The 23,742-nt window shown below is 65.1% G+C and carries 24 protein-coding genes; 8 read left to right on the top strand and 16 right to left on the bottom strand.

Annotation, left to right across the window (positions count from 1 at the left end; all coding sequences use genetic code 11):
• The first annotated feature begins 51 nt into the window (after nucleotides 1-51).
• A complete protein-coding gene (locus tag QTI66_RS22380) occupies nucleotides 52-1,206 on the top strand; it encodes a M20 aminoacylase family protein (RefSeq protein WP_286562481.1) in 1,155 nt (384 codons plus the stop codon).
• A 37-nt stretch (nucleotides 1,207-1,243) separates the two neighbouring features.
• Here the strand turns inward: QTI66_RS22380 and QTI66_RS22375 are convergent, their stop codons facing one another.
• From QTI66_RS22375 to QTI66_RS22345, 7 genes are all read right to left on the bottom strand, one after another.
• Entirely contained in the window at nucleotides 1,244-1,462 is a 219-nt protein-coding gene (locus QTI66_RS22375) for a formate dehydrogenase subunit delta (protein ID WP_286562114.1), read from the bottom strand.
• On the bottom strand, nucleotides 1,452-2,318 hold the full coding sequence (gene fdhD, locus QTI66_RS22370; protein WP_286562109.1) for a formate dehydrogenase accessory sulfurtransferase FdhD: 867 nt from the start codon (nucleotides 2,316-2,318) through the stop codon (nucleotides 1,452-1,454). Before fdhD ends, QTI66_RS22375 begins: the two co-directional genes overlap by 11 nt.
• Before the next feature lie 13 nt (nucleotides 2,319-2,331).
• The gene (gene fdhF, locus QTI66_RS22365) at nucleotides 2,332-5,190 is read right to left on the bottom strand and encodes a formate dehydrogenase subunit alpha (RefSeq protein WP_286562108.1); all 2,859 of its coding nucleotides are present in this window, start codon (nucleotides 5,188-5,190) and stop codon (nucleotides 2,332-2,334) included.
• 21 nt (nucleotides 5,191-5,211) lie between these two features.
• Complete coding sequence (locus QTI66_RS22360) at nucleotides 5,212-6,768, bottom strand: formate dehydrogenase beta subunit (RefSeq protein WP_286562107.1); 1,557 nt, start codon at nucleotides 6,766-6,768, stop codon at nucleotides 5,212-5,214.
• Nucleotides 6,765-7,265 (bottom strand): formate dehydrogenase subunit gamma, encoded by a 501-nt coding sequence (locus tag QTI66_RS22355; RefSeq protein ID WP_286562106.1) that lies wholly within the window; start codon nucleotides 7,263-7,265, stop codon nucleotides 6,765-6,767. Before QTI66_RS22355 ends, QTI66_RS22360 begins: the two co-directional genes overlap by 4 nt.
• A 145-nt stretch (nucleotides 7,266-7,410) precedes the next feature.
• Complete coding sequence (locus QTI66_RS22350; protein ID WP_286562104.1) at nucleotides 7,411-8,355, bottom strand: LysR substrate-binding domain-containing protein; 945 nt, start codon at nucleotides 8,353-8,355, stop codon at nucleotides 7,411-7,413.
• 108 nt (nucleotides 8,356-8,463) lie between these two features.
• On the bottom strand, nucleotides 8,464-9,021 hold the full coding sequence (locus tag QTI66_RS22345; protein WP_286562102.1) for a hypothetical protein: 558 nt from the start codon (nucleotides 9,019-9,021) through the stop codon (nucleotides 8,464-8,466).
• Nucleotides 9,022-9,241: 220 nt separating this feature from the next.
• Between QTI66_RS22345 and QTI66_RS22340 the strand changes: the two genes are divergently transcribed.
• Nucleotides 9,242-11,017 carry a lysoplasmalogenase family protein gene (locus QTI66_RS22340; RefSeq protein ID WP_286562101.1) on the top strand — a complete coding sequence of 592 codons (1,776 nt, stop codon included), beginning with the start codon at nucleotides 9,242-9,244 and terminating at the stop codon, nucleotides 11,015-11,017.
• On the opposite strand, the gene ruvB is transcribed toward QTI66_RS22340, so the two are convergent.
• Together ruvB and ruvA are read right to left on the bottom strand one after the other, a co-directional pair.
• Nucleotides 10,987-12,042: a Holliday junction branch migration DNA helicase RuvB gene (gene ruvB, locus QTI66_RS22335; RefSeq protein ID WP_286562100.1), complete on the bottom strand. Its 1,056-nt coding sequence runs from the start codon at nucleotides 12,040-12,042 to the stop codon at nucleotides 10,987-10,989. The two genes, QTI66_RS22340 and ruvB, sit on opposite strands and share 31 nt — an antisense overlap.
• A 116-nt stretch (nucleotides 12,043-12,158) precedes the next feature.
• On the bottom strand, nucleotides 12,159-12,731 hold the full coding sequence (ruvA, locus tag QTI66_RS22330) for a Holliday junction branch migration protein RuvA (RefSeq protein WP_286562099.1): 573 nt from the start codon (nucleotides 12,729-12,731) through the stop codon (nucleotides 12,159-12,161).
• 31 nt (nucleotides 12,732-12,762) lie between these two features.
• Between ruvA and QTI66_RS22325 the strand changes: the two genes are divergently transcribed.
• Complete coding sequence (locus tag QTI66_RS22325) at nucleotides 12,763-13,722, top strand: PhoH family protein (protein ID WP_286562098.1); 960 nt, start codon at nucleotides 12,763-12,765, stop codon at nucleotides 13,720-13,722.
• 7 nt (nucleotides 13,723-13,729) lie between these two features.
• Entirely contained in the window at nucleotides 13,730-14,182 is a 453-nt protein-coding gene (gene ybeY, locus QTI66_RS22320; RefSeq protein WP_286562097.1) for an rRNA maturation RNase YbeY, read from the top strand.
• Between the two features lie 14 nt (nucleotides 14,183-14,196).
• On the opposite strand, the gene dtd is transcribed toward ybeY, so the two are convergent.
• Together dtd and QTI66_RS22310 are read right to left on the bottom strand one after the other, a co-directional pair.
• Entirely contained in the window at nucleotides 14,197-14,637 is a 441-nt protein-coding gene (gene dtd / locus QTI66_RS22315) for a D-aminoacyl-tRNA deacylase (RefSeq protein ID WP_286562096.1), read from the bottom strand.
• The gene (locus QTI66_RS22310; protein WP_506555397.1) at nucleotides 14,634-15,527 is read right to left on the bottom strand and encodes a cation diffusion facilitator family transporter; all 894 of its coding nucleotides are present in this window, start codon (nucleotides 15,525-15,527) and stop codon (nucleotides 14,634-14,636) included. Before QTI66_RS22310 ends, dtd begins: the two co-directional genes overlap by 4 nt.
• 156 nt (nucleotides 15,528-15,683) lie before the next feature.
• Here QTI66_RS22310 and QTI66_RS22305 point away from each other — a divergent pair, with 156 nt between their 5' ends.
• Both QTI66_RS22305 and QTI66_RS22300 read left to right on the top strand, forming a co-directional pair.
• Nucleotides 15,684-16,193 carry a FecR family protein gene (locus QTI66_RS22305; protein WP_286562093.1) on the top strand — a complete coding sequence of 170 codons (510 nt, stop codon included), beginning with the start codon at nucleotides 15,684-15,686 and terminating at the stop codon, nucleotides 16,191-16,193.
• Nucleotides 16,193-16,801: an OmpA family protein gene (locus QTI66_RS22300; protein WP_286562092.1), complete on the top strand. Its 609-nt coding sequence runs from the start codon at nucleotides 16,193-16,195 to the stop codon at nucleotides 16,799-16,801. The genes QTI66_RS22305 and QTI66_RS22300 overlap by 1 nt, the downstream gene beginning before the upstream one ends.
• Nucleotides 16,802-16,839: 38 nt before the next feature.
• On the opposite strand, the gene tyrS is transcribed toward QTI66_RS22300, so the two are convergent.
• Entirely contained in the window at nucleotides 16,840-18,075 is a 1,236-nt protein-coding gene (tyrS, locus tag QTI66_RS22295) for a tyrosine--tRNA ligase (protein ID WP_286562091.1), read from the bottom strand.
• A 171-nt stretch (nucleotides 18,076-18,246) separates the two neighbouring features.
• On the opposite strand from tyrS, the gene QTI66_RS22290 reads away from it, so the two are divergent.
• Together QTI66_RS22290 and QTI66_RS22285 are read left to right on the top strand one after the other, a co-directional pair.
• A complete protein-coding gene (locus QTI66_RS22290; RefSeq protein ID WP_286562480.1) occupies nucleotides 18,247-19,596 on the top strand; it encodes a M23 family metallopeptidase in 1,350 nt (449 codons plus the stop codon).
• A 40-nt stretch (nucleotides 19,597-19,636) separates the two neighbouring features.
• The gene (locus tag QTI66_RS22285; RefSeq protein WP_286562089.1) at nucleotides 19,637-20,761 is read left to right on the top strand and encodes an anhydro-N-acetylmuramic acid kinase; all 1,125 of its coding nucleotides are present in this window, start codon (nucleotides 19,637-19,639) and stop codon (nucleotides 20,759-20,761) included.
• A gap of 23 nt (nucleotides 20,762-20,784) precedes the next feature.
• Here the strand turns inward: QTI66_RS22285 and mdtD are convergent, their stop codons facing one another.
• The 4 genes from mdtD to rplM all read right to left on the bottom strand — a co-directional run bounded on the left by mdtD (nucleotide 20,785) and on the right by rplM (nucleotide 23,602).
• Nucleotides 20,785-22,203: a multidrug transporter subunit MdtD gene (mdtD, locus tag QTI66_RS22280; RefSeq protein ID WP_286562087.1), complete on the bottom strand. Its 1,419-nt coding sequence runs from the start codon at nucleotides 22,201-22,203 to the stop codon at nucleotides 20,785-20,787.
• A gap of 81 nt (nucleotides 22,204-22,284) precedes the next feature.
• The gene (gene erpA / locus QTI66_RS22275; RefSeq protein WP_286562086.1) at nucleotides 22,285-22,650 is read right to left on the bottom strand and encodes an iron-sulfur cluster insertion protein ErpA; all 366 of its coding nucleotides are present in this window, start codon (nucleotides 22,648-22,650) and stop codon (nucleotides 22,285-22,287) included.
• Nucleotides 22,651-22,765: 115 nt separating this feature from the next.
• On the bottom strand, nucleotides 22,766-23,158 hold the full coding sequence (gene rpsI / locus QTI66_RS22270) for a 30S ribosomal protein S9 (protein ID WP_286562085.1): 393 nt from the start codon (nucleotides 23,156-23,158) through the stop codon (nucleotides 22,766-22,768).
• Nucleotides 23,159-23,170: 12 nt separating this feature from the next.
• Nucleotides 23,171-23,602, bottom strand: a complete 432-nt coding sequence (rplM, locus tag QTI66_RS22265) for a 50S ribosomal protein L13 (protein ID WP_286562084.1) — start codon at nucleotides 23,600-23,602, stop codon at nucleotides 23,171-23,173.
• Nucleotides 23,603-23,742: the final 140 nt, after the last annotated feature.

The following is a 23,742-nucleotide window of genomic DNA, read 5'->3' as shown; positions in this document are numbered from 1 at the left end:
ACGCCCTCGGCGGCCCGGCTTCTGGCGGACCTCCAGCCGCTGGTGCCCGAGATGGTGGTGCTGCGCCGCCATCTGCACGCGCATCCGGAACTCGCGTTCGAGGAACACCAGACCAGTGCGCTGGTCGCGGAAAAACTCGCCGCATGGGGCTACGAGGTGCATCGTGGCCTGGGTGGCACCGGCGTCGTGGGCACGCTGCGCGCCGGCTCGGGCACGCGCCGGCTCGGCATCCGTGCCGACATGGATGCCCTGCCCATCGAGGAAGCGACCGGCCTGCCCCATGCCAGCCAATACGCCGGCCGCATGCACGCCTGCGGCCACGACGGCCACACCGCCATGCTGCTGTGCGCGGCGCGCTACCTGGCACAGTCGAAAGACTTTGACGGCACGCTGCATCTGATCTTCCAGCCCGCCGAAGAAAACGAAGGCGGCGCGCGGCGGATGATCGAACAGGGGCTGTTCGATCAGTTCCCCTGCGACGCGGTCTTTGCGCTGCACAACGCGCCGGGCCTGCCGGTGGGCGAGATCGCGTGGCGACAGGGGCCTGCGATGGCATCATTCGACCGTGTGACCGTGACGCTCACCGGCGTCAGCGCGCATGGCGCCATGCCGCACCACGGCGTCGACCCGATGCAGTGCGCGGCCAGCATCGTGCTGGGGTTGCAGAGCATCGTCTCGCGTGAGGTCAGCGCGCAGCAGTCCGCCGTCATCACCGTGGGCGCGGTGCATGCCGGCGAGGTCTACAACATCGTGCCGGAGCGGGCCGTGCTCAAGATCGGCGTGCGCGCGCTGGACCCCAAGGTGCGCGAACTCATCGAGCAGCGCCTGCAGGCCTTCGTGCATGCGCAGGCCCAGAGCTACGGGCTGCGCTGCGAGATCGACTATCGCCAGCAGTACCCGGTGCTGGTCAACCCAGCGCGCGAAATCGCCTTCGCGCGGCAGGTGGCCATCGATTTGCTCGGCGCCGACAAGGTGCACGAACGCCCGCCGACGATGGGCAGCGAGGACTTCGCCTTCATGCTGCAAGCGCGGCCGGGCGCCTATGTGATGCTGGGCAACGGCGCGGGCAATGAGGGCGGCTGCAAGGTCCACCACCCGAACTACGACTTCAACGACCTCGCCCTGCCCGTTGGCGCCGCCTACTGGGTACTGCTGGCGCGGCGTTTTCTTTCCGGCACGCCGCTCGAGGCCACGGCATGCGTTTGATGTTCGGGGGCATCAAGGTACCGGACCTGACACGGGTTCAAAAAATCGCCCGGTGATGGCTGATGGCATCGGCGACGATGCCGCGCACGTCCTCACCCCCACTGTCCAGATACGCCAGCAATTCCGTGCGCATGCGCGGCTCCCAGAACTTGCGGATGTGCGTCGCCAGATCCTGCATGGCCTCCGCGCGGTCGGGCATGGCCTCGAAAAACGTGCCGATCTGGTTGGCCATGCGAACGAGGGATTCAATGTGCATCGCTTGCTCCGGCGATCGGGTCCAGGGTGAGGCGGTCGGCGTCGCAGTAGACGACCAGGTCCTGCTTGCGCGCAAAGCCGACCAGCGTCATGCGCGCGCGCTGCGCGGTCGCCACCGCGAATGAGGTGGGCGCGGAAACGGCGGCCAGCAGGCCGACGCCGGCCATCGCCGTCTTTTGCACCATCTCGAAACTCGCGCGGCTGGTCACCGCGATGAAGCCGGTCGATGCGTCCACGTCCTGCGTGGCCAGTGCGCCGATCAGCTTGTCGAGCGCGTTGTGGCGGCCGACGTCCTCGCGCAGCCAGCGCACTTCACCATCGGCCGAACACCAGGCGGCAGCATGCACGGCGCCCGTGGCCTGCTGCAGCGTCTGGAACTCGCAAAACTGCGACATGGCGTGGCTGATGGCCGCGCGGCTGAAGGGCTGCGTGTCGACCAGCACCGGCAAATTGCGCGACACGTGCTCCAGGCTTTCGGTACCGCACAGGCCGCAGCCGGTGCGGCCGGTCATCGAGCGGCGGCGTTCTTTCAGTCGTGCGAAGGCGCCACTGGCCACGTGCAGATGCAAGGTGATGCCGAGGTCCGAGCGCTCTTCTTCCACGGCATAGAGCTCGTGCGGCGCGTCGAGGATGCCTTCGCTGAGGGAGAAGCCCAGCGCGAAGTCTTCCAGGTCCAGCGGCGTGGCCAGCATCACGGCGTGCGAGATGCCATTGAACTCCAGCGCCACGGGCACTTCGTCCGCGACCCAGTCCTGCACGTCGAAGCGGCGTCCTGCGCGCACGCCGCGCACCGGCAGCGAGCGCGCGCCTTCGCAGAAGCTGATGGCGTCGACGTCGTCGGGCGTTGATGTTTGCATGTCGATCAGCTCCTCACTTCGCCGGCACCGTCTCGTTGCGCGCATCCAGCAGTTCCTGCTGCACGCGGTTGAAGCGGCTGTATTCCTTTTGCCACGCCGAGGGCTGCATCACCGGCATCACCTGCACGGCCGTCACCTTGTATTCGGGGCAGTTGGTGGCCCAGTCGGAGTTGTCGGTGGTGATGACGTTGGCGCCCGACTCGGGGAAGTGGAAGGTGGTGTAGACCACGCCCGGCTGCATGCGTTCGGACACCGTGGCACGCAGCACCGTCTCTCCCGCGCGGCTCTGAATGCCGACCCAGTCGTCGTTCTTGATGCCGCGCTCTTCGGCGTCGTGCGGATGGATTTCGAGGCGGTCCTCGCTGTGCCATTCGTTGTTGGGCGTGCGGCGGGTTTGCGCGCCGACGTTGTACTGCGACAGGATGCGGCCCGTGGTCAGGATCAACGGGAATTTGCGCGTGACCTTCTCGTCCGTCGCCACATATTGCGTGATGACGAAGCGGCCCTTGCCGCGCACGAAGGCGTCGACGTGCATGGTCGGCGTGCCGTCGGGCGCGTCGTCGTTGCAGGGCCACTGGATGCTGCCGAGTTGCTCGATGCGCTTGTAACTCACGCCGTGGAAGCTGGGCGTCAGCGCGGCGATCTCGTCCATGATCTCTTCTGGGTTGGCGTAGTCCATCGGGTAGCCCAGCGCCTGCGCCAGCTTCACCGTGACTTCCCAGTCGGCATAGCCGGCCTTGGGCGGCATCACCTTGCGAACGCGCGAGATGCGGCGCTCGGCGTTGGTGAAGGTGCCGTCCTTTTCCAGGAACGAAGAGCCCGGCAGGAAGACATGCGCGTACTTCGCGGTTTCATTGAGGAACAGGTCCTGCACCACCACGCATTCCATCGCCATCATGGCTTCGGCCACGTGCTGCGTGTTCGGATCGGACTGCACGATGTCCTCGCCTTCGCAATACAGGCCCTTGAAGGTGCCCGAGGTCGCGGCGTCGAACATGTTGGGAATGCGCAGGCCCGGCTCGGGGCTGATCTCCACGTTCCATGCGGCTTCGAATGCCGAACGCGCCGTGGTGTCCGACACATGGCGGTAGCCCGGCAGTTCGTGCGGGAAGGAGCCCATGTCGCACGAGCCCTGCACGTTGTTCTGGCCGCGCAGCGGATTCACGCCCACGCCTTCGCGTCCCACGTTGCCCGTGGCCATCGCGAGGTTGGCAATGCCAAGCACGGTCGTCGAGCCCTGGCTGTGTTCGGTGACGCCCAGGCCGTAGTAGATGGCGCCGTTGCCGGCTGTGGCGTAAAGGCGTGCGGCGGCGCGCAGTTCTTCGGCCGGCACGCCGGTGGCGGCTTGCATCGCCTCGGGCGAATTCTCGGGCCGCGCAACGAACTCGCGCCATTCGCCGAAAGACTTGGCATCGCATCGCTCCGCCACGAATTCCTCGGCCACCAGGCCTTCAGTAACGATGACGTGCGCCATCGCGGTGACCAGCGCCACGTTGGTGCCCGGACGCAGTTGCAGGTGATGCTCGGCGCGCACGTGCGGCGACTTCACCATGTCGATGCGGCGCGGATCCACCACGATCAGCTTCGCACCTTCACGCAGGCGCTTCTTCATGCGCGAGGCGAACACCGGATGGCCATCGGTAGGGTTGGCGCCGATGACCATGATGACGTCGGCTTTCTCGACCGACTTGAAGGTCTGCGTGCCGGCCGATTCACCCAGCGTCTGCTTCAGGCCATAGCCGGTCGGCGAATGGCAAACGCGGGCGCAGGTGTCGACGTTGTTGTTGCCGAAGGCCGCGCGCACCAGCTTTTGCACGAGGTAGGTTTCCTCGTTCGTGCAGCGCGACGAGGTGATGCCGCCAATCGATTCCTTGCCGTACTTGCCCTGGATGCGGCGGAACTCCTTGGCCGCGTGGTTGAGCGCCGTTTCCCAGCTCACTTCCTGCCACGGGTCGGTGATCTTCGCGCGAATCATGGGTTTGAGCATGCGGTCCTGGTGCGTGGCGTAGCCCCAGGCGAAGCGGCCCTTGACGCAGGAATGGCCATCGTTGGCCTTGCCATCTTTCCACGGCACCATGCGCACGACTTCGTTGCCCTTCATCTCGGCCTTGAAGCCGCAACCGACGCCGCAATAGGCGCAGGTGGTGATGACGCTGTGCTCGGGCTGGCCGAGCCAGATGACGGACTTCTCTTGCAAGGTCGCGGTCGGGCAGGCTTCGACGCAGGCGCCGCAGCTCACGCATTCCGAATCCATGAAGGCTTCGTCCTGGCCCGGCGACACGCGCGAGTCGAAGCCGCGGCCGCTGATGGTCAGCGCGAAGGTGCCCTGCGTTTCCTCGCAGGCACGAACGCAGCGGTTGCAGACGATGCACTTCGACGGGTCGTAGCTGAAATACGGATTCGATTCGTCCTTCTTGCTGTTCAGGTGGTTGGCGCCGTCGAAGCCGTAGCGCACGTTGCGCAGGCCGGTGACGCCGGCCATGTCCTGCAGCTCGCAGTTGCCGTTGGCCGAGCAGGTCAGGCAATCGAGCGGATGGTCGGAGATGTAGAGCTCCATCACGCCCTTGCGCAGTTCCTGCAGCTTCGGCGTTTGCGTGCGCACCTTCATGCCGGCTTCGGCGGGCGTGGTGCACGATGCGGGGAAGCCCTTGCGGCCGTCGATCTCGACCAGGCACAGTCGGCAGGAGCCGAAGGGCTCGAGGCTGTCGGTGGCGCAGAGCTTGGGCACCTGGATGCCGGCATCGACGGCAGCGCGCATCAGCGAGGTGCCTGCCGGCACCGTGACCTGGTTGCCGTCGATTTCCAGCGTGACTTCCTGCGTCGACTCGCGCTTGGGGGTGCCGTAGTCGAGTTCCTTGAGGTGGTCGAGCATGTCTGATTCCTTTTGTTCTTTTCAGGCGGCCTGGCGGTCCGGGGTTTCGAGGCCGAAGTCTTCCGGGAAGTGGTTGAGCGCCGACAGCACCGGGAACGGCGTCATGCCGCCCATCGCGCACAGCGATCCATTGACCATCGTGTTGCACAGGTCGCGCAGCAAGATCACCTGCTGCGGCCGGTTCTGGTTGGCGCGGATCTTGTCGATCACTTCGACGCCGCGCGTGGAGCCGATGCGGCAAGGCGTGCACTTGCCGCAGGACTCGATGGCGCAGAACTCCATCGCATAGCGCGCCAGCTTCGACAGGTCGGCCGTGTCGTCGTGCGCCACGATGCCGCCGTGGCCCACCGTGCCGCCGAAGGCTGCGTAGGCTTCGTAGTCCAGCGGCACGTCCCACTGCGATTCCGGCACATAGGCGCCGAGCGGGCCACCGACTTGCACCGCCTTGATCGGCCTGCCCGAGGCCGAGCCGCCGCCATAGTCGAACAGCAGTTCGCGCATCGTGACGCCGAAGGCCCGTTCGACGAGCCCACCATGCTTGATGTTGCCCGCCAACTGGATCGGCAGCGTGCCACGCGAACGGCCCACGCCGAAGTCGCGATAAAACTGCGCGCCGCGCGCCAGGATCACCGGCACGCTCGCCAGCGTGATGACGTTGTTGATGAGCGTCGGCTTGCCGAACAGGCCCGTGATGGCCGGCAGCGGCGGCTTGGCGCGCACGATGCCGCGCTTGCCTTCGATGCTTTCCAGCAGCGCCGTTTCCTCGCCGCACACATAGGAACCGGCCCCCTTGCGCACTTCGAGCCGAAAGGTCTTGCCCGAGCCCAGGATGTCGACGCCCAGGAAGCCCGCAGCCTCGGCACGCGCAATCGCTTCGTTCATCGTCGCGATGGCGTGCGGGTATTCGGAGCGGATGTAGACGTAGCCCTGTGTGGCGTCCGTGGCGATGCCTGCGATGGTCATGCCTTCGATCAGCATGAAGGGGTCGCCCTCCATCGTCATGCGGTCGGAGAAGGTGCCGGAGTCGCCTTCGTCGGCGTTGCAGACCACGTACTTCTGCGCGGCCTGCGCGCCCAGCACGGTCTTCCACTTGATGCCGGCCGGAAAGGCCGCGCCGCCGCGTCCGCGCAGGCCCGAGTCGAGCACTTGTTGCACGATGTCCGCCGATGGCATGGCGAGGGCCTGGCGAAGGCCGGCAAAGCCTTCGTGGGCCTGGTAGTCGGCGAGCGATAGCGGATCGGTGATGCCCATGCGCGCAAATGCGAGGCGCTCCTGCTTCTTCAGGTAAGGAATCTCTTCCGTCAGGCCGAGGTTCAGTGCGTGCGCACCACCTTCAGCCAGACCCGCATCCAACAGGCCGGCGACGTCACCCACCGTCACCGGGCCGTAGGCAATGCGCCCTGCGGGTGTTTCCACTTCCACGAGTGGTTCGAGCCAGAACATGCCGCGCGATCCATTGCGAATCAGTTGCACGTCCAGCCCGCGTGCAGCGGCCTCTTCGGCAATGCGACGCGCCACACGGTCGGCACCCACGGCCAGCGCCGCGGAGTCGCGGGGAACAAAAATCCTGACGCTCATTCCGCGGCCCTCGTTTCCTGAATCAGGGCGTCGAAGGCCTTCGGTGTGACGCGCCCATGCAGTTCGTCATCCACCATCATGGCCGGCGACGAGGCGCACAGTCCGAGGCAAAACGTGGGCTCCAGCGTGAAGGCGCCATCCTTCGAAGTGCCATGCTGTTTGCAGCCCAGCCGCAGTTCCGCATGTGCCATCAGGGCATCGGCGCCCATCGACTGGCAGGCCTCTGCGCGACAGATCTGAACCACGTGGCGCGCCGCAGGTTCGGCGCGAAAATGGTGGTAGTAGGTGACGACGCCGTGGACTTCAGCGCGCGAGAGGTTCAGCGCATCGGCAATGTCGGGCACCACCTGCGAGGGCACATAGCCCAGCGCGTCTTGCACGTCGTGCAGGATGGGGAGCAGCGCACCTGGCATGTGGGCACGTCGCGCGAGCACGTCGCGAACAATGTCGGGCGTGTGGGGCGGTAGCGCCTGCGTGCGGTCCTGAACGACTGACATCCGGGTCTCCTTGTTTTGTCGAACACTTCATCGGGTTCGGCGAAGTGTCAGCAACAGGAGACAGGCGGTCCAATTTATTCGGGGAATCGGTCGATGCGTTTTGCGAATCAGGGTTTGCCCATGGGCTTCATGGACCTGGGAGACCTCAGCGCTTGAGCGCGCCGGCGTGCTGCGCCACCTCGTTCAGCCACTCCGGCTGGGCGGCAAAGGCCAGGGCCGCTTCCAGCGTGCGCGACGGGCGGTTGGTGTCGTGCACCATGAACGCGATCGGCACTTCCACCTGCGGACTCACGAGCGGCAAGGCCTCGATGTCGTGGTAGCCCTGCACGTCGTCCACCAGCGCGCCCGGCATGATGCTGCACACGTTCCCTGCGCGAACGCTCAGCGCCAGCGTCGAGATCGAATTGGTTTCGATGACCGGCTTGGGATGCGCGCCGGCCTCGGCAAATGCGCGGTCGATGATCGTGCGGTTGTGCATTTCGGCGCTGAGCAGGCACAGCGGCAGCTGCGCGGCGTCGCTCCAGGAGATGGCGGGGCCGATCTGCAAGCCTTCTGCGCCCGCGGCCGATGCTTTTCGCAAGAGAAAGTAGTGCTCGGCGTACTGCGGAATGACGCGAACGGACGATGGGCTGTTGTCCATGCGCTCCGTGTAGCCCAGGCCCATGTCGAGCGCGAGGCTCTCCAGGCCGGTTTCGAGTTCCACCGAACTGAGCGATCGCAAGGTCGGCGTGATGCCCGGAAAGCGTGCCTGCAGCATGGCGACGAAACGCGCCGCAATCGGCATGGCGGTGGGCACGGCGCCGATCATCAGGTTGCCCGCCGGTGCATCGGCGGCGCTGCGCAGGTCCTGCTGCAGCAGTTCGTACTCGCGAAGAATCTTGCGGCCGCTCGCCAGGATGCGCTCGCCCTCCTCGGTGAAGCCGGCGAAGTTCCGGCCGCGCTTGACGATGGTGGTTCCGAAGCTCACTTCCAGCGCGCGGATGGCATTGGACAGGGCCGGCTGCGTCACGCTGGAGGCGAGCGCGGCGCGGCCGAAGTGCTTGTGGTCGTCCAGGGCGACGAGGTACTTGAGCGAGACGAAGAGGTTCATGAATCGTGGGTATCGGCGACGCAGCATTGCCGCCATCCGGCGGTGCTGCAATTTACCCGGGAACGGGCCGATGCCCTGCGTTCGCCTTGCGCGAACGTCGAACTGGAATCAGTTTCTCGTGAAAAGCCGGCCCAGCACCGAGCGCTGCTTCTGCGCCTCGGCTGTTGCCAGCTTTCTCTCGCGATAGGCTGCCCGTTCGCGCTCGAGCACCGCCGCGAGGGCCTCGACGTTGGCCCGGTTGTATTGCCAGATGCCACTCACCACGAAGTGCCCGGCGTGTTCGGCATGCGGCTTGGGCGTGACACGGATGCCGTCCGCGCCGATGCTGCGCAGCATGTCGGAGCGAAAGCTCGCGAGTTTGTTCCCCCGCGTCTCGAAGCCTTCGATCTCACGGCTCAACACGATGCCGATGGCATGCACGGACGGAAAGCGCTCGGAAATGAAGGTCACGATCTCGGCCGTCACCAGTGTCGCAATGCCCTTCGAGCGGAAGTCCGGCAGGCTGGCGGTCAGGAAATCTTCGAGCCGCACTTCGTTGCCGTTGGCGCTCACACTCACTGACAGCAGCGTGCCCACGTGCTCGTTCCCGTCGTACACGTCGATCGGCTCGCCGAGCACATACGGCCGTTTGTTGGGGCCGGTGATGCGAAGACTTCGGAATGTCATGCGTTCAAATCCCTTTGGGCAAATCAAGTCTATAGGCCGTCCAAGTCTTGCGAATGGCAAGGGGCTTGTCACTTGACCAAATAGGTACGGTTCATCCGGTGTGGTGCAACCTTCGGAGTACATCGAAGGTTTGCATCACGCCACACCAGTGTGTCGAACGCGGGCAAACCATGAGCGGCGCGCCCTCTCATCGAGCGTCCCCGCGCCGACAATGCCGGCCATGCGACCCGGTCAGATCATTGTTCTTGCGACACCCGTTTTCTTCCTGCTGATAGGCATCGAGTTTCTCGTTGGCCGCCTGCGCGCCCAACGCGGAACGGGGCAGGACACCTATCGCTTGGCCGACACGCTCAACAGCATCGGCCTGGGCATGCTGAGCCAGATCAGCGCCGTGCTGACGGGGCTGGTGCGCATCGGCATCTACACGGCGTGCTGGTCGGCCTTTGCGCTCATTCGCGACACCGACTTCTGGACGCAGTGGTATGGCTGGCTGCTGGCGCTGGTGTTCTACGACTTCTGCTACTACTGGCTGCATCGCCTGGGCCACGAATGCGCGGTGCTGTGGGCGGCGCATGTGGTGCATCACCAGAGCCAGCACTACAACCTGTCGACGGCCCTGCGCCAGACCTCCAGCGGCGTGCTATTCGACTGGGTCTTCTACCTGCCGATGGCGCTGGCGGGCGTGCCGCCGCTGGTCTTCGTGGTGGTGGGGCTCATCGACCTGCTCTACCAGTTCTGGGTGCACACCGAGCAGGTGGGCAAGCTGGGCTGGTTCGACCGCTGGTTCTGCTCGCCCTCCAACCATCGCGTTCATCACGCGGTGAACGATCAGTACGTGGACCGCAACTACGGCGGCGTGCTGATCATCTGGGACCGCCTTTTCGGCAGCTTCAAGGAAGAAGGCGAGCGCTGCGTGTACGGCACGCGCACGGCACTCAACAGTTGGGACCCGCTGTGGGCCAACGCCGAGGTGTACTGGGCATTGGCGCGAGATTCGTGGCGCACCCGCCGCTGGGGCGACAAGCTGCGCGTGTGGCTCAAGCCACCGGGCTGGCGGCCAGCCGACGTGGCGCAAAGCGATCCGAAGCCGGCCTTCGACATCTCGCAGGTGCGACGCTATGAGCCGGAAGCGTCCAACGGAGTCCAGGCCTTTGCGGCAGCGCAGTTCGTGGCCTTGCTGGGCGGCGCCACGGCCTATCTCTGGTTTGCGGAAACACTGCCGCTGGCGACTTCACTGGTGTGGCTCAGCGCATTGACGATCGGCCTGTGGGCCACGGGCGCCGTGTTGCAGGGCCGGCTGTCGGTGGCCGACGTGCTGTTCATCGATACGGCTGCCCTGGCTGCGGCCACGGGGGCTCTTGATATTCGCAGTCTTCACCTGCTGTTCAAGCCGCTGACCCTGGTCATCGGCATTGGCATCGCAGCGGCGCGCATGCGGCAAGCGGATGCGTCGGGCCGATTCGGACTGCTGCTCGTGGCGGGCTTGGTGGCCTCGCTCGCGGGCGACGTGTTCCTGATGTGGCCGCAATTCTTCGTGCCCGGTCTCGTGTGCTTCCTGTGCGCCCACTTGGCCTACATCGCGCTGTTCTCGATGGGCGTGGGTTTGTTCCCGCGCCGCAAGGCACTCGCGGCGACGCTGGCGGTGGGCGTGGCCATGTACGCCGTGCTGTGGTGGGGCGGCCTTCCCATCGGGCTGCGCGCGCCCGTGGGACTCTATGTCGTGGTGATCGCCTGCATGGCGGGGCAAGCCATTGGCCGGGCGAGCGTGCTGGGCGATCCGGGGGCGCGCGCCGTGGCGCTGGGCGCGTGCTTCTTCATGGTCAGCGACACGCTGCTGGCCATCAACCGCTTCGTGACGCCGCTACCGCTGGCGTCGCTGTGGGTGCTGGCGACGTACTACGCGGCGCAGTGGCTGATCCTGCGCAACAGCAAGCGAACATCGCCCGCCCACGCGCAAGACGCGAATCAGTTGCCGAACATGTCCCCGTCGCGCTGAGGCGCCGCCACGCCGAGGTGCCGGTAAGCCGCCAGCGTGGCGATGCGTCCGCGCGGCGTGCGCTGCAGATAGCCCTGCTGGATGAGGTAGGGCTCGATCACGTCCTCGATGGTGCCGGACTCCTCGCCGATGCTGGCGGCGATGTTGTCCAGGCCGACCGGCCCGCCGTCGAAGCGATGGATGACGGCCTCGAGCACCTTGCGGTCCATCAGGTCGAATCCTTGGGGATCGACGTCGAGCATGAGCAGCGCCTTGTGCGCGATCTCCTCGGTGATGCGGCCCGTGCCCTTGACCTCGGCGTAGTCGCGCACGCGGCGCAGCAGCCGGTTGGCGATGCGCGGCGTGCCGCGTGAGCGGCGGGCGATCTCGAAGCCTCCCGCCTCGTCCGTTGGCACGTTCAGCAGGCCGGCGCTGCGGCGAACGATGCGTGCGAGTTCCTCGGCCGTGTAGAACTCCAGCCGCGCCACGATGCCGAAGCGATCGCGCAGGGGATTGGTCAACATGCCGGCGCGCGTGGTGGCGCCCACCAGCGTGAAGGGCTGCAGGTCGAGCTTGATGCTCCGCGCGGCCGGGCCCTCGCCGATCATGATGTCGATCTGGTAGTCCTCCAGCGCGGGGTAGAGGATTTCTTCCACCACCGGGCTCAGCCGGTGGATCTCGTCGATGAAGAGCACGTCGTTCTTCTCGAGATTGGTGAGCAGCGCGGCCAGGTCCTTGGGTTTTTCCAGCACCGGCCCGCTGGTCTGGCGCAGGTTGACGCCCAGCTCCGCCGCGATGATATGCGACAGCGTGGTCTTGCCCAGGCCCGGTGGCCCGAAGAGCAGCACGTGGTCCAGCGCCTCTTCGCGCTTGCGCGCCGCGCCGATGAAGATTTCCAGCTGCTCGCGCACCTTGGCTTGGCCGACGTATTCGTCGAGCAGCTTGGGGCGCAACGCGCGTTCGATGGCCTCCTCGTTGGGCGATGCCGGCGCCGCCGATACCACACGGGACGGAGCAGGAGCGAAATCGTCGGTCTGGATGCTCATCGGAAGTTGTTTATTTGCTTGTCAAGTTTAGTCGTTGCGCGTTGGCAAAAGGCCAGCCTGACGGCGCGCGTCATGTGGCTGTCATCGAGCCGTAGCGGCCTGCAAAGGGCAAGGACTTATTTCGCCAGCGCACGCAGCGCCAGCTTGATGCCTTCGCCCACCGCCACATCGCCCGGCAGCACCTTCACGGCGGCGGCCGCTTCCTTGTCGCTGTAACCCAGGGCGACCAGCGCCTGCAGGATGTCGGCCTGCGCGTCGGACACCGGATGCCTGGGCACGCCGATATCGGCGCCCAGCTTGCCCTTGAGTTCCAGCAACAGGCGCTCGGCCGTCTTCTTGCCGATGCCGGGAATCTTCACCAGCCGGCCGGCCTCCTGCAACGTGATGGCCTGCGCCAGTTCCGCCACGCTCATGCCCGACAGCACGCCCAGCGCTGTGCGCGGCCCCACGCCGGAAATCTTGATGAGCTGCCGAAAAACGTCGCGCTCCGAGTGCGTTGCGAAGCCGAAGAGAATCTGCGCGTCCTCGCGCACGATGAAGTGCGTCAGCAGCGAAACACGCTCGCCCGCACCGGGGAGGTTGTAGAAGGTGCTCATCGGCACGTCGACCTCGTAACCGACCCCGTTGCAGTCCACCACCACCTGCGGTGGGTTGCGTTCGGCCAGGGTGCCGGTCAATTTGCCTATCATGGGTGCCCTTTTTCTCGACTGATTGAATCGCGTGATTCTGCGACACACCTTCGCCCCACCCAACAATGTGCGCCTGGGCCACCTGTGCGGACCGCTCGACGCGCACCTGCGCCGCATCGAGGAGGCGCTGGGTGTCAAGATCGCGCACCGCCACGAGCAGTTCAAGGTCGACGGCCCCAAGGCCAACGCCGAACGCGCGATGGAAGTGCTGCAAGCGCTCTATGAAATCGCCAAGCGCCCGATCGACGCCGCCATGGTGCAGCTGACGCTCGCCAGCGAAGGCGCGCTGGCCGAGGCGGAAGACGGCGCCATCACGCTGGCGACCCGGCGCACCGACCTGAAAGCGCGCACGCCCAACCAGAGCGTGTACCTCGACAACATCGCCCACCACGACATCACCTTCGGCATCGGACCAGCCGGCACGGGCAAGACCTACCTGGCGGTGGCCTGCGCAGTGGACGCCCTGGAACGCAGCGCGGTGCAGCGCATCGTGCTGACGCGCCCTGCCGTGGAGGCAGGCGAGCGGCTGGGCTTCCTGCCGGGCGACCTCACGCAGAAGGTCGATCCTTACCTGCGGCCGCTCTACGACGCCTTGTACGAACTCATGGGCTTCGACCGCGTCGTCAAGGCTTTCGAGCGCAACGCGCTGGAGATCGCGCCGCTGGCTTTCATGCGCGGGCGCACGCTCAACAACGCCTTCGTCATCCTCGACGAAGCGCAGAACACCACGCCGGAGCAGATGAAGATGTTCCTCACCCGCATCGGCTTCGGCGCCAAGGCCGTGGTCACCGGCGACGTGAGCCAGATCGACCTGCCCAAGACGCAGCTCAGCGGACTGGTCGATGCCGAGCGCATCTTGCGGCGCGTCAAGGGCATCGCGGTGACGCACTTCAACAGCGGCGACGTGGTGCGGCATCCGCTCGTGGCGCGCATCGTCGACGCCTACGACGGCGCACGCAAGCGCAGTGACGCGCGCACCACCAAGGCCTGAACCCGCCATGGCTCTTCCAGACCTGTCCCTTTCATTGCAGTTCGGCCGCTTCGACGGCGTGGCGCGCCACCGCACTGCCCTGCCGCGACACAGCGTCAAGCGCTGGGTTCGCCACGCGCTTGCGCTCGATGGCGAGATCACCGTGCGCATCGTCGACGCCGAAGAAGGCCAGCGCCTGAACCGCGAGTTTCGCGGCAAGGACTACGCCACGAACGTGCTGACCTTCGACTACGCGCAAAGTCCGATGGTGATGGCCGACCTGGTCTTGTGCGCGCCGGTGGTGGCGCGCGAAGCCAAAGAGCAGAAGAAGACCCTGGCCGCGCACTACGCGCACCTGCTGGTGCACGGCACCTTGCACGCGCAAGGATGGGATCACGAGACCAGCGAAGCGGACGCCGAGGAAATGGAAGCGCGCGAGATCGAGATCCTCGCGGGGCTCGGCATCCGCAACCCCTACTGAGCGGTGCGCGCGATTCAGCTCATCTGGATCGGGATCGTCACAGGCCCGTCGTTGACGAGGTGGACCTGCATGTCCGCGGCGAAGACGCCTGCTTCGACCACCGGATGCGCCGCACGCGCTTGTGCAACGAAGTAGTCGTACAGCCTGCGGCCTTCGTCGGGCGCGGCGGCGCCCGTGAAGCTCGGCCGGTTGCCGCCACTCACGTCCGCCGCCAGCGTGAACTGGCTGACCACCAGCAGGCCGCCCGCGATGTCCTGCACGCTGCGGTTCATCTTGCCCGCGTCATCCGAAAAGATGCGCAGCTTCAGCAACTTGGCAAGCACGCGCTCGGCCATGGCGTCGGTATCGCCGCGTTCGGCACACAGCAGCACCAGCAGGCCGGCGCCGATCGCGCCCACGGTCTCACCTTCGATTTCCACATGCGCCCGGCGGACGCGCTGCACCACTGCTTTCATGCTTCATGTTCCTGCAATTGCACTGCCCGCGCCTCCATGCCCAGCGGCAGCAACTGGATCGTCACACGCAGGCCGGGCACCGCGTCCATCAGCGCCAGTTCGACGGCGTCGCGCAGATCGGCAGCGCGCTCGAGTGTCCACTCGCCGGGCACATGCATGTGCAAGTCGGCGAACAGACGCTGGCCCGCGCGACGCGTGACGATGTCGTCAAAGCGCAGCCTGGTGCCATCGGGCAAGGACGCAGAAAAGCGGTCCAGCGTCATCTGCAAGGCCTGCAGCGATTGCGGCTCGAGCGCCTCGTCCATCAAGCCCTGCGATGACCGCCACACCAGGCGCCCACCCTCGCGCATGATGTTCAGGCCCACCGCCATCGCGATCAGCGGATCGAGCCACAGCCAGCCGGTGAGCGCAACCAGCACGACACCCACCACGACGCCCGCCGAAGTCCACACGTCCGCGAGCAGGTGACGACCGTCCGCCTCCAATGCAATCGACCGATGCGCGCGGGACGCCTTGAACATCAGCCAGGCCAGCGCGCCATTGAAGCCCGAACTCACGATGGACAAGAGCAGGCCCCAGCCTAGCTGCTCCAAAGGCTGCGGCGACAAGAGCCGCAGCACGGCGAACCAGATGATGGCGATCGCCGCGCCGATGATCAGGATGCCTTCGAACCCTGACGAGAAGTACTCCGCCTTGTGATGGCCGTAGGGATGGTCTGCATCGGCAGGGCGCGCGGCGATCGTCACCATCGCGAGCGCGAAGCTCGCGCTCGCGAGATTGACAAAGGATTCCATTGCATCCGAGATCAAACCCATCGAGTTCGTCAGGTAGCCCGCGAGGCTCTTGAGCACGATGGTCGCAATCGCCACCGCGATCGAAAGTCGTAGCAATGCTTGCGGACTCGCGTATGGAATCTTGTATGGCGCGGATTCAAATGTCACAGAAAAGACCCACCTGGGAAATAGCCATTTCCGAATTATCCAAGGACGTTCAAAGAGGCCGATTGCCTTACCATTGATCCCGGCTGAGCGAGCCAAGGAGGAATCTTGAAACTGAACAAAAATACATTGATTGGGTTCGCGGGTGCATTGCTGATCAGCGCTCCTGCGCTTGCACAGGCCCCCGCCGAGCCCACGGCTGCAGCAGCGGCGGCTGCAGCGCCCACCCCCATTGCACATGCCGGTTTCATCAAGTCCGTACAGGGCAAGGTGCAACTGTTGAGCCCTTCCGGCGAGGCGCGCTATGCGAAGGCCGGCGACCCTGTCGCGCCCATCGACCGCGTCGTGACGGATGCCGACAGCGGCGCCAGCGTCGTGCTGCGCGATGGAACGACGATGGTCGTTGGCCCGTCGTCGCAACTGGACTTGAAGGAGTTTCACTTCGACTCCAGGACGCAGGATGGCGGCCTCTTCGTGGCGTTGCTGCGGGGTTCGATGCGCATGATCACGGGCCTCATCGGCAAGACGCATCCGGACGCGATCCGCGTTGATACGCAGACTGCAACCATCGGAATTCGTGGAACCGACTTCATCGTCACGGCGGACGACAAGCTGTGATGACCCATCGTTTGCTCATTGCCTGCGCCACGTTGGTCGCAGCGCTGCTGGCCGGTTGTTCGTCGCCCGGAACGCGTGTCGTGCTGTTGCCGCAGCCTGATGGATCGCCGTCGGCCGTCGTCGTGCGGACCAAGGGCGGAGAACAACTGATTTCTCAGCCCTACCAGCGTGCAACGGCGCTGGTCAACAAGACTGCGAACGCGCCCACCGTCGACAGTGTGGACGCTGCCAAGGTTCGTACCGACAACAAGGAGCTCTTCGACTTGGCCCCGCCCAAGGCGCAGAGCTTCGACCTGTACTTCGACGCCGGCGGCACGACGCTCACCAGCGACTCGCAGCGCGCACTCGACAACGTGCTCTCGACCGCTGTCTCCCGCACGGGTGCCGACATCACGGTCACGGGTCACACCGACACCACGGGCACCGCCGACCAGAACGACGCGCTGTCTTTGCGGCGTGCACAACAGATCCGGTTGCTGCTGGTCAACCGCGGGTTTCCAGCACAGCGGGTCGAGGCCATTGGCCGCGGCCAGCGTGAGCTGGCCGTTCCCACCGGCCCCGACGTGGACGAACCGCGCAACCGGCGCGTCGTGATCGTCGTTCGTTGAGAAGAACCTGAAAGCCCCGACGCCCGGGGCTTGAGGGATCAGGCGCCGAGCGTGACGCGGGCAAACTTTCGCTTGCCGACCTGCACGACATAGGTGCCAGGTGGCAGCTTGAGCCCCTTGTCCGAGATCACGCCCGAATCGACGCGGACACCGCCGCCGTCGATCAGCCGGTTGCCTTCCGAAGTGGAGGGCGCAAGTCCCGCCTGCTTCAGCAACTGGGCGATGCCCAGCGGAGCGCCGCCGAGTGCCACCTCAGGAATTTCATCGGGCACGCCGCCCTTGCTGCGATTGATGAAGTCCTGCTCGGCCGCATCCGCCGCCTGCGCGCTGTGAAAGCGAGCCGTGATTTCCTTGGCCAAGGCCACCTTCGCGTCCTTGGGGTTGCGTCCGCCGTCCACTTCCGCCTTCAGCGCGGCAATTTCGGCGACCGACCTGAAGCTGAGCAAGGTGTACCAGCGCCACATCAGCGTGTCGGAAATCGAGAGCACCTTGGCAAACATGCTGTTCGGCTCTTCGCTGATGCCGATGTAGTTGTTCTTGCTCTTGGACATCTTCTCGACGCCATCGAGCCCTTCCAGCAGGGGCATAGTGAGTATGCACTGCGGCTCTTGGCCATACTCTTGCTGGAGATGGCGGCCGACAAGCAGATTGAATTTCTGGTCGGTGCCGCCAAGTTCCAGGTCCGACTTGAGCGCCACCGAGTCGTAGCCCTGCATCAGCGGGTAAAGGAACTCATGCACGGAAATCGACTGTCCGGCCTTGAAGCGCTTGCTGAAATCGTCGCGCTCCATCATCCGGGCGACGGTGTACTTGGCCGCCAGCTGGATCATGCCGCGCGCACCCAGCGGATCGCTCCACTCGGAGTTGTAGCGAATCTCGGTTTTCGACGGGTCCAGCACCAGGCTGGCCTGTCGATAGTAGGTCTGGGCGTTGGCTTCGATCTGCTCGCGGGTGAGCGGTGGCCGGGTGGAATTTCGCCCGGACGGATCTCCGATGGTTGTCGTGAAGTCGCCAATCAGGAAGATGACCGTGTGCCCGAGGTCCTGCAGTTGGCGCATCTTGTTGAGCACCACCGTGTGACCGACGTGGATGTCCGGCGCGGTAGGGTCCAGCCCGAGCTTGATGCGAAGCGGCTGCCCCGTGGCTTCCGAGCGCTGGAGCTTGCGAACCCACTCGTCTTGCGGCAAAAGCTCGTCAGTCCCGCGCAACGTTACTTCGAGCGCCTGTCCTACCCCGTCGGAAATGGCTTTTGCGCTAGCTGAATCGGCTTTCATTTGACCTTTACCAGACGTTTTGTCTAATTTCACTTACAGCCAAAGCTATACTTGGCCTCTCTTTTCGAGCGCTGGATTCTAAGCGGCGCTCCTTCTCACGCCGTGCTGGGGGCCGTTGTTTCCGGGTCCATTGCCTCACGGGTTTGCCAAACCGAATCTGGATTTTCTAGTTTGATCAACGGTATTCTCGCTGCCGAAGAGTTGCTCGCTGCCCGCTTCGCCCACGCGGTCAAGACCTACCCGCGTCACATCACCGCTGCCATTGGCGCGCTTTTGCTTTGCGCCGGTGGTGGCGCATTTGCTGTGGCGTCGCTGGGTCCCGCCACCGCCGATGTGCCTGTGCGTCGCGTTCTCGAATCCGTGCCCACGTTGCCGATCGCCGCACAAACGGATGCGCTCGATTCCTTCAACTTCACACTCTTTCGCAGTGAAGTCACGCGTTCCAGCGACACGGCTGAAGCCCTGCTGAAGCGCTTGGGCATCTCCGATGCGCAGGCCGTGGCCTTCCTGCGCTCCAACGCGCAGGCGCGCACGGGCATCCTGAGCCGCGCCGGACGCACGGTCACGGCGGAGGCCACCCAGGACAGCAAGCTCCAACGCATCAGCGCCCGCTGGATTCCCGACGGCAACGGCGGATTCCAGCGCATTGTCATGGAGCGCAAGAATGGCGCTTTCGCCGTTCGCACCGAGGTCGATGCGCTGACGAGTTCTTCGCGCCTGGCCAGCGGCGTGGTCCGCGGCTCGTTCTTCGCGGCGGTCGACGACGCCGGCATTCCGGACGCCGTGGCAAGCCAGTTGGCCGACGTTTTCTCGGACGGCGTCGATTTCCGCAAGCTGGGCAAGGGCGACCGCTTCGCCGTCGTCTACGAGACCTTCGAAGCTGAAGGCCAGACGCTGCGCACCGGGCGCGTGCTGTCGGCCGAAATCGAGAGCGGTGGCCGGGTGGCGCGCGCGGTGTGGTTCCAGGAGCCGGGCCGCAAGGGCGGCTACTTCCGCCCCAATGGCGAGAGCCTGCGCCGCGCCTACCTGAGCTCGCCCGTCGAGTTCTCGCGAATTTCCAGCGGTTTCGAGATGCGTACGCATCCCATCTTCAACACCTGGCGCCAGCACAACGGCGTCGATTTCGCGGCACCCAGCGGAACGCCCGTTCGCAGCGTGGGCGATGGCGTCGTCGAATTCGCAGGCCAGCAAAGCGGTTACGGCAACATCGTGATCATCAAGCACGCCAACAACCAGAGCACCGTCTATGCGCATTTGAGCAGCATCGACGTCAAGCTGGGCCAAAGCGTGACGCAGAGCCAGTTCATCGGCGCCGTGGGCTCCACGGGCTGGGCGACGGGCCCGCACCTGCATTTCGAATTCCGGGTCAACGGCGAATACCAGGACCCGTCGTTGATTGCCCAGCAGGATGGCGCGACAACCATCAGCGCCTCGGCCCGACCAGCGTTTGAAGTGATTGCGCGCAACGCGCAGTCCGAACTGGCGGCGGCCTTCTCGGTCACCCAGGCCCAGGCCGAATAAGCGCCTGGCGCGATCTCCAGCGCAGTTTGACGCACCCGACATGGCTGAGCTCTACGTCGGCTTGATGTCTGGCACCTCGCTCGACGGTGTCGACGGGGTACTGGCGGATTTCTCCGATTCGGGCATTGCCGTGCTGGGCCATGCAAGTGCGCCCTTTTCGGCCGGCTTGCGCGCCGAACTGCTGGCGTTGAATTCACCGGGCGGCGTCGACGAACTGCACCGCGCAGCTTTGGCGGGCAACGCGCTTGCGCGGGTGTATGCCGAGGTCACTCACCAGTTGCTCGCGCATGCGAAGGCAGCGCCCCAGTCCGTCATCGCGATCGGCGCACATGGCCAGACGGTGCGCCATCGGCCGCTGGAAATGGACGACGTCGGGTACACGCTGCAAATCAACAATCCCGCCTTGCTGGCCGAATTGACGGGCATTGACGTGGTCGCGGACTTTCGGAGCCGCGATCTCGCCGCGGGTGGTCAAGGTGCGCCGCTGGTGCCGGCCTTTCACCGCGCCGTGTTTTCCCGTCCGGACCAAGCGGTTGCCGTCCTCAACATTGGCGGCATTTCGAATCTGAGCCTGCTGCCGCCGGGTTCCGCGCAAGGCGCATCGACTGTCCTGGGCTTCGATTGCGGCCCGGGCAACGCGCTCATGGACCATTGGTGCCAGAGCCATCTGGGCCAGCCTTACGACGCGGCAGGTCGGTGGGCCGCGAGCGGCAAGGTGATGCCGGAGTTGCTGGCGCGCCTGCTGAGCGAACCCTTCTTTGCCAAATCCCCCCCCAAGAGCACCGGACGGGACTTGTTCAACCCCACCTGGCTCGCGTCGCGTCTGGGATCGTCGTACGGCGCGCCGGCGGACGTGCAGGCGACGCTGGCTGAACTGACGGCCACCACCTGCGCGTCGAGCCTGACGCGCCACGCGCCGGCGAGCAGCCAACTGATCGTCTGCGGAGGTGGCGCCATGAACGACCACCTCATGGCGCGCCTGCGGGCGTTGCTGCCGTCGGTCAAGGTCGAGTCGTCTGCCCTGAGCGGCCTGCCGCCGCAGGAAGTCGAAGCGGCCGCCTTTGCGTGGCTCGCCCAAGCGACCGTCAACCGCAAGCCGGGCAACCTTGCCAGCGTCACGGGCGCGCGTGGCGAACGCGTGCTCGGCGGCCTTTACCGCGCCTGAACAGCAAGGCACCGGCAGGCATCTCAGCCCTGCCCGGACACCTCTGGCGGCTCAGGCTGCACCGCCCGCGCCTCGGCCGGCAGATGCCAGAAGATGAGCGCTGACGCCACGGTGACGAAGCCCATCGTCGCAAAGGTTGCCTGAAACGCGCGCAAGGTGTCTGGCGCCGCCGGTCCGAACACCCCCGTGTACCCCGACAGGACCGAACTCGCCGCCGCCACGCCGAGGCTCATGGCCAGCATCTGCACCATCGAGAAGAGGCTGTTGCCGCTGCTGGCCATGCCGGCATCCAGATCGCGCAGGGTGACGGTGTTCATGGCCGTGAACTGAAGCGAATTCACGGCGCCGAAGCACATGAGCTGGACCACCTGCAGGGCCACCGGCTGGCCCGGACTGGAAAGCGCCAGGCTTGCCATCGTCAAGCCCACCAGCACGGTGTTGACGACCAGCACGCGCCGATAGCCCCATCGCAGGATGAGCGGCGTCGCAAAGCGCTTCATGGCCATGCCCGCGAGCGCAATGGGCAACATCATCATGCCCGCACGCAGTGGCGAATATCCCATCGAGACCTGCAGCAGGAGCGGCACCAGGAAGGGCATGCAGCCACTGCCAAGGCGCGAGAACAGGTTGCCGAGCAAGCCGACATTGAACGTCGGTGCGGAAAACAGCGCAGGCGTGAACAGTGGCTCGCGCGTGCGCCCCGCATGCAGCCAATACGCCGTGAGGCTGGCAAAGCCGAAAACGAGGAGGACCAGGACGCTCACCTGGCGCAAACCAAGCTCGGAGACGCCGTCCAGCGCCAATGAAATGGCCACCATGCCGAAAGCGAGCATGGCGTAGCCAAGCCCATCGAAGCGGCTGCGCACGGGGCTTCGCAAGTCCGGCATGAAGCGCAGGGTCGCCAGGCAGCCGAGCAGCCCGACCGGTACATTGATCAGGAAGATCCAGTGCCACGACGCGTATTGCACAAGCCAGCCACCCAGCGTCGGCCCGAGCAGCGGCCCGATGAGCCCCGGAATCGCGACGAAGCTCATGGCCGGCAGAAACTCGTCGCGCGGCACGGAACGCAGCAGCGCCAGCCGACCCACGGGCAAGAGCATGGCGCCGCCGAGGCCCTGAAGGATGCGCGCCGCCACCAGCTGCCCCAGCCCCCGCGACGCGGCACAAAGGACCGACCCGATCACGAACAGCACGATGGCGCCAAAGAACACGCGCCGGGTCCCGAAACGATCGGCAATCCAGCCTGACGCAGGAATCAGCATCGCCATCGTGAGCGCATAAGCCACGATGACGGATTGCATGCGCAACGGGCTTTCGCCCAGGCTGGCGGCCATCGCCGGCAGCGCGGTGTTGATGATGGTGCCGTCCAGCGTCTGCATGAAGAAGCCGACGGCAACAAGCCACAACAGGCTCTTTTGGGTCTTGACGGTGCCCTCGGCCATCTCAGTGCCGCCCCACCGTCAGAGCAGGCAGCAAAAAGCCGCCCGGAGGCGGCTTTGGCAGGAAACGGGTGGAAAACAAGCTCAGGCGGAGAAGCTCGAGCCGCAGCCACAGGTGCTGGTCGCATTCGGATTCTTGATCACGAACTGTGCGCCTTGCAGGTCTTCCTTGTAGTCGATCTCGGCGCCGACCAAATACTGGTAGCTCATGGCATCGATCAACAGCGACACGCCGTTCTTGGTCATGGTCGTGTCGTCTTCGTTGGTGATTTCATCGAAGGTGAAACCGTACTGGAAGCCCGAGCACCCGCCGCCTTGCACGAACACGCGCAGCTTCAGGTCGGGGTTGCCTTCTTCGGCGATCAGGTCTGCCACCTTGGCAGCAGCGCTGTCGGTGAAGAGGATCGGTTCGGGCATCTGGGTCTGGATATTTTCGGCAACAGCACTCATGCGAGGGACTCCTGTGAGGGGGCCAATCCGCTGGAAACGTTCGGCCAATGAACAGATGCTACTCCAACCATAAAAAAACCGCCCGAAGGCGGTCTTTTGCTGGCAGCAGCGAAGCTTAACGCTTCGAGAACTGCTTGCGACGGCGTGCGGAGTGCAAGCCGACCTTCTTACGCTCGACTTCGCGGGCGTCGCGGGTGACGAAGCCAGCCTGGCTCAGCACCGGCTTGAGGGCCGCGTCGTAGTCGATCAGGGCGCGGGTGATGCCGTGGCGGGTTGCGCCGGCCTGGCCGGATTCACCACCACCATGCACGTTCACCTGGATGTCGAAAGCTTCGGCATTGCCCGTGAGGTACAGCGGCTGCTTCGCGATCATGATGGAGGTTTCGCGGCCGAAGTAGGCCTGAATGTCCTTGCCATTGACCGTGATCTGGCCGGTGCCCTTTTTCAGAAACACGCGGGCGACGCTGGATTTGCGACGGCCGGTGCCATTGTTCCATTCACCAATCATTCTCAAGGCTCCTTACAGTTCCAGCACTTTGGGCTGTTGGGCGGTATGCGGGTGCTCTGCGCCGCCGTACACCTTGAGTTTCTTGATCATCGCGTAGCCAAGCGGGCCCTTGGGCAGCATGCCCTTGACAGCCTTTTCCAGGGCGCGGCCCGGGTGCTTGGATTGCATGTCGCGGAAGTTGGTCGCCGTGATACCGCCCGGGTAGCCCGAGTGACGGTAGTACACCTTGTCCAGGGACTTGGCGCCGGTGACGCGCAGCTGGGCTGCATTGATGATGACGATGAAGTCACCGGTATCGACGTGAGGCGTGTAAATGGCCTTGTGTTTGCCGCGCAAACGGAGAGCAACTTCGCTGGCTACTCGTCCGAGGACCTTGTCGGTCGCGTCAATCACAAACCACTCGTGCGTCACGTCAGCGGGTTTGGCGCTGAACGTTTTGGTCATGAGTTTTTCTCTTGAAAAGAGGGTTTGGCGGGCCCTTTTCCACGGTCGGTGTTCCTCTTTTGGGAATCTCTTAGGTGGGAGTTGCCGTTGGCGGGATGGCTGCAGGCATCTTCGCCGCGGGGCCACAAAAGCGCTGCGAA

This window comes from Variovorax brevis, from assembly GCF_030317105.1.
Lineage (GTDB): Bacteria > Pseudomonadota > Gammaproteobacteria > Burkholderiales > Burkholderiaceae_C > Variovorax > Variovorax brevis.
The sequence above is the reverse complement of the archived record's forward strand: the minus strand, read 5'-3'. Positions and strand labels throughout refer to the sequence as shown.